The organism is Methylobacterium gnaphalii (assembly GCF_007992215.1).
GTDB classification, from domain to species: domain Bacteria; phylum Pseudomonadota; class Alphaproteobacteria; order Rhizobiales; family Beijerinckiaceae; genus Methylobacterium; species Methylobacterium gnaphalii.
The window spans coordinates 70,753-86,506 of the sequence record NZ_BJZV01000012.1; the positions used below are offsets into that span (position 1 = coordinate 70,753).

Below are 15,754 nucleotides of genomic sequence, written 5' to 3' on the forward strand. Positions count from 1 at the left end.
ATCTTGTGTTCCCGCCGCTCAGTGACTCTTGACTGCATCGGGCTTGGCCCCACCCGGAATGTTCTTGTTCGCGTTCTCGACGGGCACGCCCGCGGTCAGTCCCTCGTTCGCGGTGTGGCGCGGACCGGTGACCGTCTCGAGGATCGAGCCCGGCAGGGGCTTCGGCGTCTCGAACAGGCCGCAGAGCGGCATCACCAGAAGGAAGTGGGCGAAGTAGTAGATCGTGCAGATGCGCCCGACGATCACGTAGCCGCCTTCCGGAGGCTTGGCACCGAGCCAGCCGAGCAGGATGGCGTTGGCGACGAAGAGCCAGAAGAACACCTTGTAGACCGGGCGGTAGTTCGTCGAGCGGACCCGCGAGGTGTCGAGCCACGGCGCGAAGGCGAGGATCGCCACGGCGCCGAACATCAGCACCACGCCGCCGAGCTTGTCCGGCACTGCGCGCAGGATCGCGTAGAACGGCAGGAAGTACCATTCCGGCACGATATGCGCGGGCGTCACCGAGGCGTTGGCCGGCACGTAGTTGTCGGCGTGTCCGAGATAGTTCGGCTGGTAGAAGATGAACCAGGCGAAGATGATCATGAACGCCACGGTGGCGAACACGTCCTTGATCGTCGCGTAGGGCGTGAACGGAACCGCATCCTTGCTGGACTTGATCGGGATGCCGGCCGGGTTGTTCTGACCCGTGACGTGCAGCGCCCAGACGTGGAGTACGACGACGCCCGCGATCATCCACGGCAGCAGGTAGTGCAGCGAGAAGAAGCGGTTGATGGTCGGGTTGCCCACCGAGTAGCCGCCCCAGAGCAGGCTCTGGATCGAGTCGCCGACGATCGGGATCGCGGCCAGGATGTTGGTGATGACGGTGGCGCCCCAGAAGCTCATCTGGCCCCACGGCAGGGTGTAGCCGAGGAAGGCGGTGGCCATCATCAACAGGTAGATGATCACGCCGAGCAGGTAGAGCACCTCACGCGGGGCCTTGTACGACCCGTAATAGAGGTTGCGGAAAATGTGCATGTAGACGGCGAGGAAGAACATCGAGGCGCCGTTGGCGTGCGCGTAGCGCAGCAGCCAGCCGTAGTTCACGTCGCGCATGATGTGCTCGACGCTCTCGAAGGCGTTCGCCGCCGACGGATCGTAGTGCATCGCCAGCCAGACGCCGGTGATGATCTGGATGCCGAGGAAGGCCGACAGGATCGCGCCGAAGGTCCAGAAGTAGTTGAGGTTACGCGGGACCGGATAGGCGATGAAGGAGGAGTGCACCAAGCCGACAAGCGGCAGGCGCGACTCGAACCACTTCGCGATGCGGCTCTTGGGAACGTAGGTCGAGGTGGCGTGCGCGCTCATGAGGTGACCCGCTCGGCTCCGCTTATCGTTATGGTCAGGCTGCGGCCTTGCCGCCCTCTTCGCCGATCTTGATCTTGGTATCGGAGGCGAAGGTGTAGGGCGGGATCGGCAGGTTGATCGGCGCGGGACCCCGGCGCACGCGGCCGACCGCGTCGAACTGCGAGCCGTGGCAGGGGCAGGCCCAGCCCTCGAAGTTGCCGGAATGGCCGATCGGCACACAGCCGAGATGCGTGCAGTTGCCGTAGACCACGAGCCAGTTGTCGTGGCCCGACTTCACGCGCGAGTCGAAGGTCGCCTTGTCGGAGAGATCGGATTGCGGGACCGCCTTCATGTCCGTGATCTCCTTCTCCGTGAGCTTGCGGACGAAGATCAGCTTCCCGCGCCAGAACACGTTGACGATCTGGCCGTCGGTGATCGGCGAGAGGTCGACTTCGAGGGGAGCGCCGGCGGCGACGGTCGCCGCGTCGGGTTTCATCGACGAGACGAACGGCCACGCCGTGAACCCCGCGCCAACGGCGAGACCGGCGCCCGTGGCGAGGAACAGAAAGTCGCGGCGGTTACCGTGTTGATCCTGTGCGCCAGCGGTGGTGGCCGGGATGTTCGCCAAGACTCAAGCTCCGAACGGAGGAGGCGCAACCGTCTCGGCGAGATTCCCTCCGGCCTCTTGCCGGGGCGGCGCCTAGCGAAACCCTGCGCGTGATGATCAGCGCGGCGGGCGGTCGGCCTCGGCCGGATCGCACACCTATCGCGGGGCTCTGTGACATGACAGATGCGAACGTGTCTAGACTGGCAAAGCACCGCTTCCCGCAGTTTGACGGAAGTGTCGCGCCGTTGCGCGCTCACGCATCCGCAAGCACGAGGTTGCGCGGCGGCGGCAGGTTCGCGCGCAGCTCCCGGCTGACGGCCGACGAGGCGGCGACGGTGCCGAGATTGGCGTAGGTCTCGTGGTTCTTCTCGATAGCCGAGAGGTCGTAGAGATAGTTGACCATCAGGCCGTAGGATTGCCCGAGGCCCTTGCGCGAGACGTCGCCAAGGAAGTTCATGCGTTCCAGCCTGGCGCCGTTGCCGAGATGGAACCGCGCCACCGGATCGAGCGGACGGCCCTTGGGATTCTTGGCGCGCAGGAAATAGGCTGCCGCCGCCGGCAGCATCGCCCGGCGCACCGCCTCGCACTTGGCCTTGTCGGACTGCCAATCCTCCGTGTCGAGCATGCGCAGCGTCTCGACATCCTCGCGGGTCAGTCCCTGCGGCGCGTCGGAGGCGCGTTCGCGGTCGAGCCAGGAGCGGAATCCAGGCACCGGCGAGAGCGTCACGAAGTTCTTCAAGGTCGGAATCTCGCGGGCGAGGTCCTCGACCACCTGCTTGATCAGGAAATTGCCGAACGTGACCCCGGCGAGCCCGGCCTGGCAGTTCGAGATCGAGTAGAAGATCGCGCTGGTCGCCGCACGAACCGGCAGGGGTTCACGCTCGTCGGCCAGGATCGGCTGGATCGAGGATGCGATTCCCGAGGTCAGCGCCACCTCGACGAAGATCAGGGGCTCGTCGAGCAGAGCCGGGTGGAAGAAAGCGAAGCAGCGGCGATCCGGCGGCTCGATCCGACGGCGCAGGTCGTCCCAGTCCCGGATCTCGTGGACGGCCTCGTAGCGGATGATCTTTTCGAGGATGCCGGCCGGCGAATTCCAGTCGATATGGCGCAGCACCAGGAAGCCGCGGTTGAACCATGACGCGAACAGGTGCTGGAAGTCGTTGTCGAGACTGCCGGCAGCGTCGATCAGATCGGGATCCGCACCCTCCCTCTTGAGCTGCTTGCGAAGCTCGAACAGGTCCTCCCGCATGCGAACCAGCGCGAGGGTGGCGCCGCGAGCGAGGTTCAGCCGGCGGATGAGTTCCTGGGCGCGCGGCTCGGCGGCTTCGTGCAGGAGCCCGAGCTGCGCACGGGTCGGATTGGCGTGGTAGGCAGCGATCGCCTCGTCGACGGCCTCATGGTCGGCGTCGAACTCGGCGGCGACGAGCCTCAGGAAAGCGAGGCGTTCCTCACGGGGAAGCGCTGCGTAACGTTCGAGGATCAAGCGAGCCAGGGCCACCCCGGACGCCTCGCCGCGCCGCGAGATCAGGTCCTCGCAAAGCTTCAGCAGATCGGTTGCGCTCGCTGCCCGGGCGATATCGCCCCGACCGAAATTGATCAGCTCGCGCCCGCGATCCCCGATCGTCTGAAGGAGGTCACCGAGGAATGAGATCGTCGCCATGGAACGCCGTCCGACTCCCCAGCCCTGACCGCAACACTCCGGGCAGAGCGCTGGCGGGACCTCGCTGCCCAGCTTGAGATTCTAGGGCCGACCGGCGCTCCAGGCCAGCGCTTCGCTCAATGCTGGATCGCTCAGCCCTGCGCGGCGCCCTCCGACGCGGCGATGTCGACCGTGTCGGCGCGCTCGCGCCAATCGCTCAAACGATGCTGGCGCGCGAAGCGTATCTCGGCGGCGCGCAATGCCCGGCCCGGATCACGCGCCTTGGCGATCTCGACGGAACCGACCGTGAAAGGAACTCCCAAGATCTCCTTGGCGAAGTGTATGCGGTAATTGGCCACGCACGACTCCATTCCTGCAAACAGGACCTTTGCTGCGGTGATGAAGGCTTCGCATCCTGGACCTGAACGATGCCAATACGAGCAGCCCCCATGCCACAGATCAGAGGATATGGGGATGACTGCCTGATTCGACAGTGTTTTTACGGAGAGGTGCCTTCTGAGAGCCGGTGTCCACAAAAGCCGTCCGAGCTAGATCGAAAGTAACGGCCGGCTTGCGAAGGCTCATCCACACGTCTAGCCGGAACGGATGCCCAAGCTCGACTTCGCCGGCCAGGCCGGATCGCGGCCCCGGCCATCCACGGCGGCACGCTCGTGACGGACGCGCGAGACGCGGCCTCGCACGGCTTCACGGTGAAGACCCGGCTCGGCCTCACCCTGATCGCCGGTGGGGCGGTCGCGAACATCTACTACAACCAGCCCTTGCTCGCGCTGATGGTGGCGGAGTTCGGTGAGCGCGCGGCCCTGGTCGTGCCGACCGCATGCCTCGTCGGATACGGCCTCGGCATCCTCTGTCTCGTCCCGCTGGGCGACGCGCTGTCGCGACGAAGCCTCATCATCGGCCAGCTGCTCGGCCTCTCGGTCGCGCTCGTCGCGGCGGCCTTGAGCGCGAACCTCGCCGTGCTCGGCCTCGCCAGTTTCGCCATCGGCGTGCTCGCCTCCGCGGCCCAGCAGGCCGTGCCCTTCGCCGCCGAGCTGGCGCCCGACGCCACGCGCGGCCGCATGGTCGGCCAGGTGATGACCGGGCTGCTCTCCGGCATCCTGCTGGCGAGAACCGTGAGCGGCTTCGTTGGCGCCCAGTTCGGCTGGCGCTCCGTGTTCGTCGCGGCAGCAGGCGTCGCCATCGCCATGGCCGGCATCGCGGCAGCGACCCTGCCCGGGGGCGGTGCCGCCAAACGGGTCCGCTATCGCGCCCTCATGCTGTCATTGCTGCATCTCCTGCGCTCGCAGCCGGTCCTGCGGAATGCCAGCCTCTCGCAAGGGCTGCTCTTCGCGAGCTTCAATGCGTTCTGGGCCACGCTGGCCCTGCTGGTCACGGCCCCGCCCTTCAACCTGTCTCCGGCCGGAGCCGGCCTGTTCGGGGTGATCGGCGTGTGCGGTGCACTGGCCGCACCGGTGTCCGGCCGGTACAGCGACCGGCGCGGTGCGCGTCCCGTCGTCATCGCCGGCAGCGCTGCCATGCTCGCGGCGTTCATTGTGCTCGCGGCCGCCGGCACCTGGTCGCTCGCCGCCATCGTCGTCGGCGTGCTGCTGATCGATCTCGGCATCAATGCCGCGCTCATCGCGAACCAGACGCGGGCCTACGCGCTGGTCCCCGGCGCGCGGGGACGGATCAACACGGTCCTGTTCACGTCGGTCTTCCTCGGCGGCGCGTTCGGTGCGCTCGCCGGTTCGCGGGCCTTCCTGATGGCGGGCTGGCCTGGCGTCTGCGCCGTCGGCGGCACCTGTGCCCTCGGCGCGCTCGCCGTCTCGTGGCTCGGTGGCCGGGTCAGGCCGGCTTGAGCACGCGAGAGAGCCGGCACCACGCGGCCTTATCGGGCGGAAGGCCGAAGCGGAGCTGAGCCGGCGTATCGGGAAACCGACGCACGTAGATGCCCGCCTCGCCGAGCCGCCGGAACAGGGCCGGCCCGTCGTCGAACGTGGCGGTTCTGAACAAAGCCGTCCCGCCGACGACCAGCCCGCTGCCGCGCCGGATCATGCGATCGAGCCGCGCCGCGTCATGCGCCCGCGCCAGCGCCGCCTCTCGGCGCCACGCCCGATCGGGAAGAGCCGCGAGACCGGCGGCCAGCGCCGGGCCCGATACTGCCCAGGGGCCGAGGGCCGTCTCGACCTGTCGCGCCAGGGCGGGCGCCGCCAGCGCGAAACCCAGACGCAGGCCGGCCAAGCCGTAGCTTTTGCCGAAGGAGCGCAGCCGCACGGCCGCAGGGCCGAGATCGCACGGCTCGCATAAGCCCGGCTCGAAATCGGCGAAGGCCTCGTCGACGATGAGCAGGCCGCCGCGGGTCGCTAGGTCGCGCGCCACGTCCGCGAGCCTCGCCGCATCGTGAACACGCCCGTCCGGGTTGTTCGGGTTGACCACGACCACGATCTCGAAGTGCCCGCCGGCCGGCAGATCCCTGACCGTCTCGACGGCGTGTCCTGCCCTCCCCCAGGCTGCGGCATGCTCCGCATAGGTCGGCCCGACCACGGCGACACGGGCTCTCGCCCGCAAGCGGGGCAGTGTTTCGATCAGGATCTGCGAGCCGGGGGCGGCGGCGACGTTCTCCGCCCCCCCTGCGCCGTAGGCCTCGGCCGCCACACGCTTCAGGGCGAGCAGGTCGCCGGCTGACGGCAGTCGCTGGAGCGCGCTGGCCTCGAAGGGCGGCAGCAGATAGGGGACCGGATTGATCCCGGTGGACAGGTCGATCCAGGGCTCCGGCGCGTCCGGAAAGTCCTTCCGCGCCGCGTCGAGATCGCCGCCGTGGAACACCGGGAGCGGATCGTTCTCATCCGTCTCGTTTGCGGGAATCGCAGACACTTCGATGCCTTGGACCAGCCTCACGCACCCGCCGGACACCCTCGCGATCCTGTGCCTCGCGCTGGTGATCGAGGCGGCGGCCGGCTATCCGGACCGGCTCTACAGGGCGCTTGGCCACCCTGTCACCTGGATCGGCCGGCTGATCGCGGCCCTCGAGGCCAGGCTGAACCGCGGCAGCGAGGCGCGGCGGCGGGTGGGCGGCGTCGCGGCGCTTTTGGCGCTGATCCTGCTCTGCGCGCTCGCAGCGTTCATGGCGACGATGCTCGCGGCGGCTTTCGGCCGAGGGATATCGCTGCTGGTTCTCGCGATCCTCGCCGCGAGCCTGCCGGCCCAGCGCAGCCTGCACGATCACGTCGCTCGCGTTGCCCGCGGCCTTCGCACCGAGGGCCTCGCCGGGGGCCGTACCGCCGTCTCGATGATCGTCGGCCGCAATCCCGATGCGCTAGACGAGGCCGCGGTCTGCCGCGCGGCCATCGAGAGCCTGTCCGAGAACTTCTCGGACGGCGTCGTCGCACCGGCCTTCTGGCTCGGGCTCGGCGGGTTGCCGGGGGGCGTGCTCTACAAGGCAATCAACACCGCCGACAGCATGATCGGTCACCGCACCCCGCGCCACGAGGCCTTCGGCTGGGTCTCGGCCCGCCTCGACGATCTCGTCAATCTGCCGGCGTCGCGGCTTACGGCGCTGCTGCTGATCGCGGCGGCGGCAATCCACCGTGACGCCTCGGCGTCCGGCGCCTGGCGCGCCGTACGCCGCGACGCTGGCCTCCACCGCTCACCCAATGCCGGCTGGCCGGAGGCGGCCATGGCCGGCGCGCTCGACCTGCGTCTGGCCGGGCCGCGAATCTACGGCGACACGCGAGTCGAGGATGCCTGGATGGGCGATGGGCGGGCTGAGGCCCAGCCCAGTGACATCGAGCGTGCGCTGACCCTGTACCGTACGAGCTGTCTGCTGCTGGCAACCATGGCCGGTCTTCTGGCGGCTGCAGCATTTCTTGCCGATCGACTCTGAAGCCAGGCTGCAGATAGACCCTGCACCCATGGCTGCAGCCACTCCCTCGTACCGAACCCGCCGCCAAGCTCTTCTCGGGATGGGCAGCGTGCTGGCGAGTGGACCCTCGCTGGCGCGCCCGCTGTCACCGGCGATGCCGGCGAAATGCGCGGGCGCGTTCGTCGATTGGGGAACGGGCGGGCGGGAGACCAACCTTCGGCTTTGGGAAGCCTCGCTGAGGCAGCCGGCCTCCTCTGTGCCCGCGATCGATTTCTATGGGCAGGCCACCTGGGACGATTTCCGGCAGTTCGCCTGGCTTCCCGCCTTCTGGGCCAAGGCCAATCCCCGACGAAAGCTGGTGTGGTCGATCCCGCTGACGGTGGCGGGGACGGATCTGATCGCAGTTGGAGAGGGCCTGCACGACGAGCCGTTCCGCGTCGCGGTACAGGCCATTGCCGAGTCGCAGCCCGAGGCGGCCATCCGCATCGGCTGGGAGATGAATGTGGCGGGGAGCCTGTGGCTCGCGGCCAACCGCGAGCGCGATTACATCCGCGCCTACCGGCACGTCGTGCAACTCTTCCGGCAGGCCTCCTCCCGTTTTCGGTTCGATTGGTGTCCCGGCTGGGGAGCGCAAGCAATGCCGGCCGACCAAGCCTATCCCGGCGACGACGTCGTCGATGTCGTCGGCCTCGACATCTATGATTTTGGCAGCGAGCGAGAGGCCGAGGCACGCTGGAAAGCCGAGGATCTGGAAGGCCCATTCGGCTTGACCTGGCACCAGGCCTTCGCACGCCGTCACCGCAAATTGATGAGCTATCCCGAGTGGGGCGTGGGTCAGTCCGGCGACAACCCCGTCTTCGTTCAGCGGATGGCCGACTGGCTCCTCCAGCATTCGGACGAGATCGCCTACGCGCTGTATTTCAACGTCGACGGCGCCTGGCCGACGCGGATCGATAATGGCCGTTTTCCGCGATCCGCGGACACCTTACGGGAGCGCTTCTCAGGTAGAGGCTGAAGATCAGCACAAGTCCACGGCGACTTCGCGGTTAACGGTACTAAGCGAAACTTCGGCTCGATCCGTCGAAGCCGCTCCGAACCTCTGCTAATTTCTTGGCGAAGCCGCCACAACCTGCGCTCGTCGCATGATGGCCGCTGACGAGTCAGCCGTCCGGAGCGAACCTGTGCCCCTAGCCCAAGCCTCGACGGTTCCGGCTCGCCAGCCGCGTCTGCTGGAGATCGACGCGCTGCGCGGCCTCGCTGCCATGCTCGTTGTCCTCTACCACTTCACGGTGGGCTATGGCGCCGAGTTCGGCTGGCCCGGCTCGCCTCCGAGCCTGATGTTCTCCTCGGCGCAGATCGGTGTCTCGATCTTCTTCGTGATAAGCGGATTCGTCATCGCGATGACGCTCGAGCGATCGAAAACGGTGTCCGACTTCGCGCTCAGCCGGTTTGCGAGGCTTTACCCGCCGTTCTGGACCTGCGCGCTGATGACGACGGCTCTGATCGCGGTCACCGGCTTCAACCCGTTCCACCTGACCGCATCGGGCTTTCTTGCCACCCTGACGATGGCGAACGGCCTCATCGACCAACCGTTCGTCGATCCATCCTATTGGACGCTGACGCGCGAGCTCCTCTTCTACGCCTTCATGGCCGCGGCTTTTTACGGTGCGGGCTCGCGTCGACTCACCGCCATCATCTTGGGCTGGGTGCTGGCGACGTCGGCCTACAACGTCCTCGTCATGGACCAGAACGTCTATGGATGCCGCAGCGGCGCCAGCTGCGGGGCAATCCTTCTCAACGCCACCTTCGCCTATCTTTTCGCGGCGGGAGCGATGCTCCACCGGCTCCATGCAGGCGATCGCTCGGCTCTGGTGAAAATTACGCTCGTAACCGCGATCTTGGCCGGCAGCGTCTCATTCTGGCCAGTCCAGGGCTTCCAGCCAATGTTCGCGGTCAAAGCCGCACTCTATGTCGGCCTGGTCGGCATCGCCGCGTCCGGACGGGTACGGATCCTGCGCAACCGGCCAATGATTTTCCTGGGGGCGATCTCATACAGCCTGTACCTGCTGCATCAGGTCATCGGGGTGTACGTCATCAGCGTTCTCGTCGAGCGCGGGGTTCATGCGAACGTAGCGATCGTGCTTGCCTTGACCGTCGTGCTCACGCTGGCTGCGGCCGTCTGTTTTGGCGTCGAGCGTCCCGCGCAGCGCGCCATCCGTCGGTTCTATGCCGAGCGTCGCGATGGGTCTGAGCCACAACCGCCCGAGGCACCCATCGTCCCGGCCGTGCAGGGCGCGCGGCTGCTCTAAGCGCGTTCCTGGCAATTGTCGTCCGCGCAGCGAAACCGCCTCGGACAGAGGGCTAAGGCGGAATAACTACCTCGGCGAAGACCGTATCAACCTCCCGCCAAGGCCAGAAGCCCGTGGCAATCGAGGTGCGTCTCGAGATGGTCGGCGAAGGCATCGAGCACCGTCTCGATGCCCGCCTCATAGGATGCGCTCCCAGGAGGTGCGCCGAGGCGCATGAGCCAAGCTGCGCGCTGGGAATCGTCTGCGAACAGCCCGTGGACGTAGGTCCCGCAGACAAGTCCATCGGCCGACACGGCGCCGTCGGACCGACCGTCCGCAAATCGCAGGAGCGGCCGGGCGGCATCGGGGCCGGCCGTATCGCCGACATGCATCTCGTAGCCCGCGAAGCTCACGTCGTCCGCGACGCTCGAACCCGTCACCGCAACGACACGTTTGGCCGAGGTCATCACGGTCTCGATGTCGAGCAGGCCGAGGCCTGCGATGCTCCGCGGCTCGCCCTCGATCCCGTCGGGATCGGAGATGCGCCGGCCCAGCATCTGGAAGCCGCCACAGAGGCCGAGCACCCGTCCGCCGCGGCGCACATGCGCGCGGATGTCGATGTCCCAGCCCTGCCCCTGCAGGAACAGGAAGTCGTCGATCGTCGTCTTCGAGCCCGGCAGCAGGATCAGATCGGCGTTGCCTGGAAAAGCCTGGCCGGGCCGAACCCAAACCACCTCGACACCCGGCTCCTGCCGGAGCGGGTCGAGATCGTCGAAATTCGCGATATGCGGCAGCATCGGCACGGCAACGACGGCCCCCTGCCCCGTCCGTGCGACCAGCGGCCCGAGCGCCATGGCATCCTCTGCCGGAAGCCGGGCGGCGGCGTTGAAATGCGGGACGAGTCCGAAAGCCGTCCAGCCCGTCGCCTCCGCAATCATCGCCATGCCCTCGGCGAAGAGCGTCGGATCGCCTCTGAAGCGGTTCACGATGAAGCCGCGAATCATCGCGGCGTCATCCGGCTCGATCACCGTCTTGGTGCCGACGAGGCTGGCGATGACGCCGCCGCGATCAATGTCGCCGACGAGCACCACAGGCGTGCTCGTCGCCCGAGCAAAGCCCATATTGGCGATATCGCCCTTGCGCAGATTGATCTCGGCCGGCGAGCCGGCACCCTCGACGAGAACGATGTCGGCCTCGCCTTTGAGGTGATCGAAGCTCTCGATCACCGACGCGAGCAGGCGCGGCTTCCAGGACTGGTACTCCCGTGCCTTGGCCGTGCCGACCATGCGCCCCTGCACGATGACCTGTGCCCCGACATCACTCTGCGGCTTCAGCAGGACCGGGTTCATATGGACCGAGGGCGGCACACGGGCGGCCCTGGCCTGAAGCGCCTGCGCACGCCCGATCTCACCGCCATCGGCGGTCACGGCGGCGTTGTTCGACATGTTCTGCGGCTTGAACGGGCGCACGCGCAGGCCGCGCCGCGTGAACACGCGCGCCAGCCCGGCGACGATCAGCGACTTGCCGACGTCGGAGCCGGTGCCCTGGATCATGAGGGCGCGGGTCATTGCCAATCAGTGCTCCCAACCGACACACTCGCGCCTCATCTCAGCAGCCGCTGCGACGCGTCACGGTCGCCAACCGCATGGTCAGCCGCAGCTCCGCGACCAAGGTCAGCGAGGTCCACATGAGCGATCAGGAGATTCGAGCGGCTCTGGATCACCACTGGGCAGCTTCCGACGTGAACGACTTCGAGGAGGAGCACAAGATTTACAGGGATGACGCTGTGCTGGATTACCCACAGTCAGGCGAGCGTATTCGCGGCCGGCGGAACATCCAGTCGTCCCGTGCAGCGCAGCCAAACCAGAAACGCTTCGCCATTCGCCGAATCACGGGCGCGGGCGACCTTTGGGTCACCGAGTACGTCCTGACGTATGACGGCCGGCCGTCCTACACCGTGAGCATCATGGAGTTCCTCGACGCGCAGGTTGTCCGCGAGACGCAATATTTCGGGGATCCGTTTAAGCCAGGGGCTTCGCGCGCTCGGTGGGTCGAGCAGATTAATTGAAGCTCGCCGCGGTTCAGGGAGCCTGACACCCAGCCGAAACGGCAGCTCTCAAAACTCGATTCCCTCCTGCGCCTTCACACCGGCCGAGAAGTGATGCTTCACATTGCCCATCTCGGTGACGAGGTCGGCGGCCTCGATCAGCGCCGGCTTGGCGTTGCGGCCCGTGACGACGACGTGAAGGTCGGGCCGGCGCGCCTGCAGAGCGGCCACGACGGCATCGATGTCGAGATAGTCGTAACGCAGGGCGATGTTGAGCTCGTCGAGGATGACGAGGCGGATGCTGTTGTCGGCGAGAAGCCGCTCCGCCTCCGACCAGGCTGCCTTGGCAGCGGCGATGTCGCGGGCCTTGTCCTGTGTCTCCCAGGTGAACCCCTCGCCGAGGGTGTGCCAGTCGATCCGGTCGCCGAACGCTTTCAGGGCGTGCTTCTCGCCGGTGTCCCAGGCGCCCTTGATGAACTGCACGACGCCGACTCGCCAGCCGCGGCCGAGGGCGCGCAGCATCAGCCCCCAGGCCGCCGTCGACTTGCCCTTGCCCGGGCCGGTATGGACGATCAGCAGCCCCTTCTCGATGGTCTTCTGCGCGACCTCGGCGTCCTGCACGGCTTTGCGCTTGGCCATCTTCTCGCGGTGACGATCGTCGTCGGTCATGAGGGGTTTCCCGGATTCTCTGACGAAGGCTTCACGGTCATCGGCAGCCCCGCGACCATGAAGACGACGCGGTCGGACTGCGCCGCCAGCCGCTGATGAAGGCGTCCCGCCTCGTCGCGGAAGCGCCGGGCCAGCGCATTGTCCGGCACGATGCCGAGGCCGACCTCGTTGCCGACCAGCACGAGGGGGCCGCGCGCGGCGGCGCAGGCATCGGTGAGCGCGCTCGCAGCTGCGGGCAGATCGGCCTCGGCGAGCATCACGTTGGTGAGCCACAGCGTCAGGCAGTCGACGAGGACGGGCCCAGGGGCCTCCCGAACCGCCTGGGGCAGAGCGATCGGCACGTCCTGCGTGATCCAGTCACCGGAGCGCCGCTCTCGGTGAAGGGCGATCCGCTCACGCATCTCGTCGTCCCAGGCCTGGGCGGTGGCGATGTAGGTCCAGGGGGCGGGGCACGCCTCGATCAGCCGCTCGGCATGGCGGCTCTTGCCGGAGCGGCCTCCTCCGAGGACCAGGGTCATGCGCGCAGGCTGCATGAACCGACCCTGTGCCAGAAGGCGCAGCACAGGCGCAATGGCGCTTTGCAACCATCCCGTGAGCAGGCTAGAAGCAATGCCGACGGTGCCCTGGAGACGGGGTGAAAAGGGAATGCGGTGAGAGAACCGAAAGGATCTCGATCCCGTGGCTGCCCCCGCAACTGTGAGCGGCGAGTTTCTGCCATCGGCCACCGGAGCCATCCGGGAAGGCGGCAGGCGCATCGACCCGCGAGCCAGGAGACCTGCCGTCCCCCGTGTTCTCGATGCCGCCGGCGGGGCGGCCGGAGTGAATTGCGATGTCGACCAGCGCCACCCTTCAGACCGCCGCGACCACCGGCACCAGCGAGCGCACCCGCGCAGTCGCCATCGCTGCCCTGCTCGGCCTCGGCCTGGTGTTCATGACGGGCTTCGCCCCGGCGACGGCCCTGCACAACGCCGCGCACGACTTCCGGCACACGCAGAACTTTCCCTGCCACTGACGGCGCAGGAGCAGGCGGCGGAAGAGCCGCCACGGTCTTACGCGCGAAGCCTGCTCTCACACTTCAGAACCGGTCATGTTTTCCGTCTTTCGACCGGACCGGTCGAGACGCGGCATGATCCAGCGCCGGACAGAGCACCATGATCATTCGACTCCTGTCGGCGGCCCTCGTCGCCGGCTTTCTCGCGGCCGTCGTCGCGACGGGCCTGCAATTCGCGCTGACCTCGCCGCTGATCCTCAAGGCCGAGGTCTATGAGGAGCAGGCCGGCAAGCAGGCCGCACTGGCCTCCCCTTTCGCCGGGGTGATCATTCACGCCCATGGCGGCGAGCATCATGAGCCTGGAGCGGCCGCGGAGTGGCAGCCGGCACCCGGCTTCGAGCGCATGGCCTATACCGGCCTCGCGACCCTGGTCGGCGGCGTCGGCTACGCCCTGCTGCTCGGTGCGGTGATGCTCGCCCTGCAGCGCCAGCCGACGCCCGAGACCGGCCTCGCCTTCGGCGTCGCCGGGTTCCTCTGCGTCGCCCTGGCGCCGGCCATGGGCCTGCCACCCGAATTGCCCGGCATGGGCTCGGCCGCCCTCGCGGTACGGCAAGTCTGGTGGCTGATGACGGCGCTCGCCACGGCCGTCGGCATCTATCTGATCGCGGTCCGGCGCGTGGCGCTGACCATCGTCGGCGGGCTCGTGCTGATCGTGGCACCGCATCTCGTCGGCGCGCCCTTCGTGGTCGAGGAATCTCGGCTGCCGGCAGCCCTTGCCGCGCAGTTCGCCGCGCGCTCCCTCGGGATCAGCCTCGTATTCTGGGCGGTGATCGGCCTGGCCTATGGCTGGGCCTGGCACCTGTTCGGCGAGAGGGCCGTGGCCAGGCGTTCCCATGCCTGACGAGGCCGGCTTGAACGACACCATTCTCTACGTCTGCACGACCTGCCGCGCGGAGGGCGACACCTCCGAGACCCGCGCCGGCACCCGCCTTCTGGCAGCGCTGAGGGAGCAGGCAACCGGCGCGGGGGCGCCGCGCATCGAGGGCGTCGAGTGCCTCTCGGTCTGCAAGCGGCCCTGCACCGTCGCCGTCGCCTCGCCCGGCCGTTGGACCTACGTCTATGGCGACCTCGACGCCGAGGCCTCGGCCCGGACCATCCTCACCGGCATCGGCCTCTATGCCGGCACGAGCGACGGCATCGTGCCCTGGCGCGAGCGGCCGGAAGCCTTCCGGAAGGGCGTCGTCGCCCGCATCCCCTCCTTCACCAACCCGACGGACACGCCATGAGCATCGTGGACAAGATCCCCTGCACGATCGTCACCGGCTTCCTCGGCGCGGGGAAGACCACGCTGGTGCGCCACGTCATGGAGCGCTCGCCCGGTCGCCGGCTGGCGATCATCGTCAACGAGTTCGGCGACCTCGGCTTCGACGGCTCCTTCCTCTCCTCGTGTGGCATCGAGGGCTGCAACGAGGATTCGGTGGTCGAGCTGCCGAACGGCTGCATCTGCTGCACCGTCGCCGACGATTTCGTGCCGGCGCTGAACACGCTGCTCGACCGCGCCGACCCGCCCGAGCATATCCTGATCGAAACCTCGGGCCTCGCCCTCCCGAAACCGCTGGTCCAGGCCTTCCAGTGGCCGGCGATCCGCTCGCGCGTCACCGTCGACGGCGTGATCGCGGTGGTCGATGGACCGGCCGTGGCAAGCGGCTTCTTCGCCGATGATCCGAACGCCCTCGCCAACCAGCGCGCCGCCGATCAGGCGGTCGACCATGACAACCCCTTGGAGGAGGTGTTCGAGGACCAGATCCTCTGCGCCGACCTCGTCGTGCTGAACAAGGCGGATCTCATCGACGAGGGTGCCCGCGACAGGGTGCGCGCCGAGATCGAGGAGCACCTGCCCCGCGCCGTCGAGATCGTCGAGACAGAGCACGGCCGCATCGATCCGCGCCTGCTCCTCGGCATCAAGGCCGCGGCCGAGGACGATCTCGACGCCCGACCTTCTCATCACGGCGAAGGTGAGGACCACGACCACGACGATTTCGAGTCGGTCGCCATGCTGGTCGGCACCGTCACGACGGCCGAGGATCTCGCCGCCCGCGTCGCCAAGGCCGCCGAGGTCAGCGGTGTGCTACGCATCAAGGGCTTCGCCGAGGTGAAGGCCAAGCCGATGCGCCTCGTCGTCCAGGGCGTCGGCCGCCGCATCGCCCATCACTACGACCGCCCGTGGAAGGCAGGCGAGCACCGCGACGGCCGCCTCGTGGTGATCGGCCTCAAGGACTTCGACCAGAAGGCCGTCGCTGCCGCCCTGGCCGGGGGATAGAGGGGCTC

17 protein-coding genes and 1 riboswitch are annotated in these 15,754 nt (G+C 67.7%); of the genes, 9 read left to right on the top strand and 8 right to left on the bottom strand.

Annotation, left to right across the window (positions count from 1 at the left end):
- Positions 1-18 precede the first annotated feature (18 nt).
- The 4 genes from MGN01_RS11905 to MGN01_RS11920 all read right to left on the bottom strand — a co-directional run bounded on the left by MGN01_RS11905 (position 19) and on the right by MGN01_RS11920 (position 3,928).
- Positions 19-1,344, bottom strand: a complete 1,326-nt coding sequence (locus tag MGN01_RS11905) for a cytochrome b (protein WP_238257984.1) — start codon at positions 1,342-1,344, stop codon at positions 19-21.
- Positions 1,345-1,378: 34 nt separating this feature from the next.
- Positions 1,379-1,951: a ubiquinol-cytochrome c reductase iron-sulfur subunit gene (gene petA / locus MGN01_RS11910; protein ID WP_373319183.1), complete on the bottom strand. Its 573-nt coding sequence runs from the start codon at positions 1,949-1,951 to the stop codon at positions 1,379-1,381.
- Positions 1,952-2,183: 232 nt separating this feature from the next.
- A complete protein-coding gene (locus MGN01_RS11915) occupies positions 2,184-3,590 on the bottom strand; it encodes a malonyl-CoA decarboxylase (RefSeq protein ID WP_147046837.1) in 1,407 nt (468 codons plus the stop codon).
- A gap of 131 nt (positions 3,591-3,721) precedes the next feature.
- Positions 3,722-3,928 carry a hypothetical protein gene (locus MGN01_RS11920; RefSeq protein WP_147046838.1) on the bottom strand — a complete coding sequence of 69 codons (207 nt, stop codon included), beginning with the start codon at positions 3,926-3,928 and terminating at the stop codon, positions 3,722-3,724.
- Positions 3,929-4,240: 312 nt separating this feature from the next.
- Between MGN01_RS11920 and MGN01_RS11925 the strand changes: the two genes are divergently transcribed.
- On the top strand, positions 4,241-5,428 hold the full coding sequence (locus tag MGN01_RS11925) for an MFS transporter (protein ID WP_238257983.1): 1,188 nt from the start codon (positions 4,241-4,243) through the stop codon (positions 5,426-5,428).
- On the opposite strand, the gene cobD is transcribed toward MGN01_RS11925, so the two are convergent.
- Positions 5,415-6,443: a threonine-phosphate decarboxylase CobD gene (cobD, locus tag MGN01_RS11930; RefSeq protein WP_238257981.1), complete on the bottom strand. Its 1,029-nt coding sequence runs from the start codon at positions 6,441-6,443 to the stop codon at positions 5,415-5,417. The genes MGN01_RS11925 and cobD overlap by 14 nt on opposite strands.
- A 4-nt stretch (positions 6,444-6,447) precedes the next feature.
- On the opposite strand from cobD, the gene cbiB reads away from it, so the two are divergent.
- The 3 genes from cbiB to MGN01_RS11945 all read left to right on the top strand — a co-directional run bounded on the left by cbiB (position 6,448) and on the right by MGN01_RS11945 (position 9,740).
- Positions 6,448-7,452 (top strand): adenosylcobinamide-phosphate synthase CbiB, encoded by a 1,005-nt coding sequence (cbiB, locus tag MGN01_RS11935; protein WP_147046839.1) that lies wholly within the window; start codon positions 6,448-6,450, stop codon positions 7,450-7,452.
- A 28-nt stretch (positions 7,453-7,480) separates the two neighbouring features.
- Positions 7,481-8,446, top strand: coding sequence for a glycoside hydrolase family 26 protein (locus MGN01_RS11940; RefSeq protein WP_147046840.1), 966 nt, complete (start codon positions 7,481-7,483; stop codon positions 8,444-8,446).
- A gap of 166 nt (positions 8,447-8,612) precedes the next feature.
- Positions 8,613-9,740: an acyltransferase family protein gene (locus MGN01_RS11945; protein ID WP_170245959.1), complete on the top strand. Its 1,128-nt coding sequence runs from the start codon at positions 8,613-8,615 to the stop codon at positions 9,738-9,740.
- 86 nt (positions 9,741-9,826) lie between these two features.
- Here MGN01_RS11945 and MGN01_RS11950 read toward each other — a convergent pair whose 3' ends face one another.
- Entirely contained in the window at positions 9,827-11,287 is a 1,461-nt protein-coding gene (locus MGN01_RS11950; protein ID WP_147046842.1) for a cobyric acid synthase, read from the bottom strand.
- Positions 11,288-11,406: 119 nt separating this feature from the next.
- Between MGN01_RS11950 and MGN01_RS11955 the strand changes: the two genes are divergently transcribed.
- Positions 11,407-11,787, top strand: coding sequence for a nuclear transport factor 2 family protein (locus MGN01_RS11955; RefSeq protein WP_147046843.1), 381 nt, complete (start codon positions 11,407-11,409; stop codon positions 11,785-11,787).
- A 48-nt stretch (positions 11,788-11,835) separates the two neighbouring features.
- On the opposite strand, the gene cobO is transcribed toward MGN01_RS11955, so the two are convergent.
- The gene (gene cobO / locus MGN01_RS11960) at positions 11,836-12,435 is read right to left on the bottom strand and encodes a cob(I)yrinic acid a,c-diamide adenosyltransferase (protein WP_147046844.1); all 600 of its coding nucleotides are present in this window, start codon (positions 12,433-12,435) and stop codon (positions 11,836-11,838) included.
- Positions 12,432-12,953 (bottom strand): bifunctional adenosylcobinamide kinase/adenosylcobinamide-phosphate guanylyltransferase, encoded by a 522-nt coding sequence (cobU, locus tag MGN01_RS11965; protein WP_147046845.1) that lies wholly within the window; start codon positions 12,951-12,953, stop codon positions 12,432-12,434. The genes cobO and cobU overlap by 4 nt, the downstream gene beginning before the upstream one ends.
- Positions 12,954-13,034: 81 nt before the next feature.
- A riboswitch (cobalamin riboswitch) is annotated at positions 13,035-13,232 on the top strand.
- Between the two features lie 32 nt (positions 13,233-13,264).
- Between cobU and MGN01_RS11970 the strand changes: the two genes are divergently transcribed.
- The 4 genes from MGN01_RS11970 to cobW all read left to right on the top strand — a co-directional run bounded on the left by MGN01_RS11970 (position 13,265) and on the right by cobW (position 15,746).
- The gene (locus MGN01_RS11970; RefSeq protein ID WP_147046846.1) at positions 13,265-13,447 is read left to right on the top strand and encodes a CbtB domain-containing protein; all 183 of its coding nucleotides are present in this window, start codon (positions 13,265-13,267) and stop codon (positions 13,445-13,447) included.
- Between the two features lie 139 nt (positions 13,448-13,586).
- Positions 13,587-14,327, top strand: coding sequence for a CbtA family protein (locus MGN01_RS11975; protein WP_147046847.1), 741 nt, complete (start codon positions 13,587-13,589; stop codon positions 14,325-14,327).
- Positions 14,320-14,712, top strand: a complete 393-nt coding sequence (locus MGN01_RS11980; RefSeq protein WP_174804583.1) for a DUF1636 domain-containing protein — start codon at positions 14,320-14,322, stop codon at positions 14,710-14,712. The genes MGN01_RS11975 and MGN01_RS11980 overlap by 8 nt, the downstream gene beginning before the upstream one ends.
- Complete coding sequence (cobW, locus tag MGN01_RS11985; RefSeq protein WP_147046849.1) at positions 14,709-15,746, top strand: cobalamin biosynthesis protein CobW; 1,038 nt, start codon at positions 14,709-14,711, stop codon at positions 15,744-15,746. Before MGN01_RS11980 ends, cobW begins: the two co-directional genes overlap by 4 nt.
- Positions 15,747-15,754: the final 8 nt, after the last annotated feature.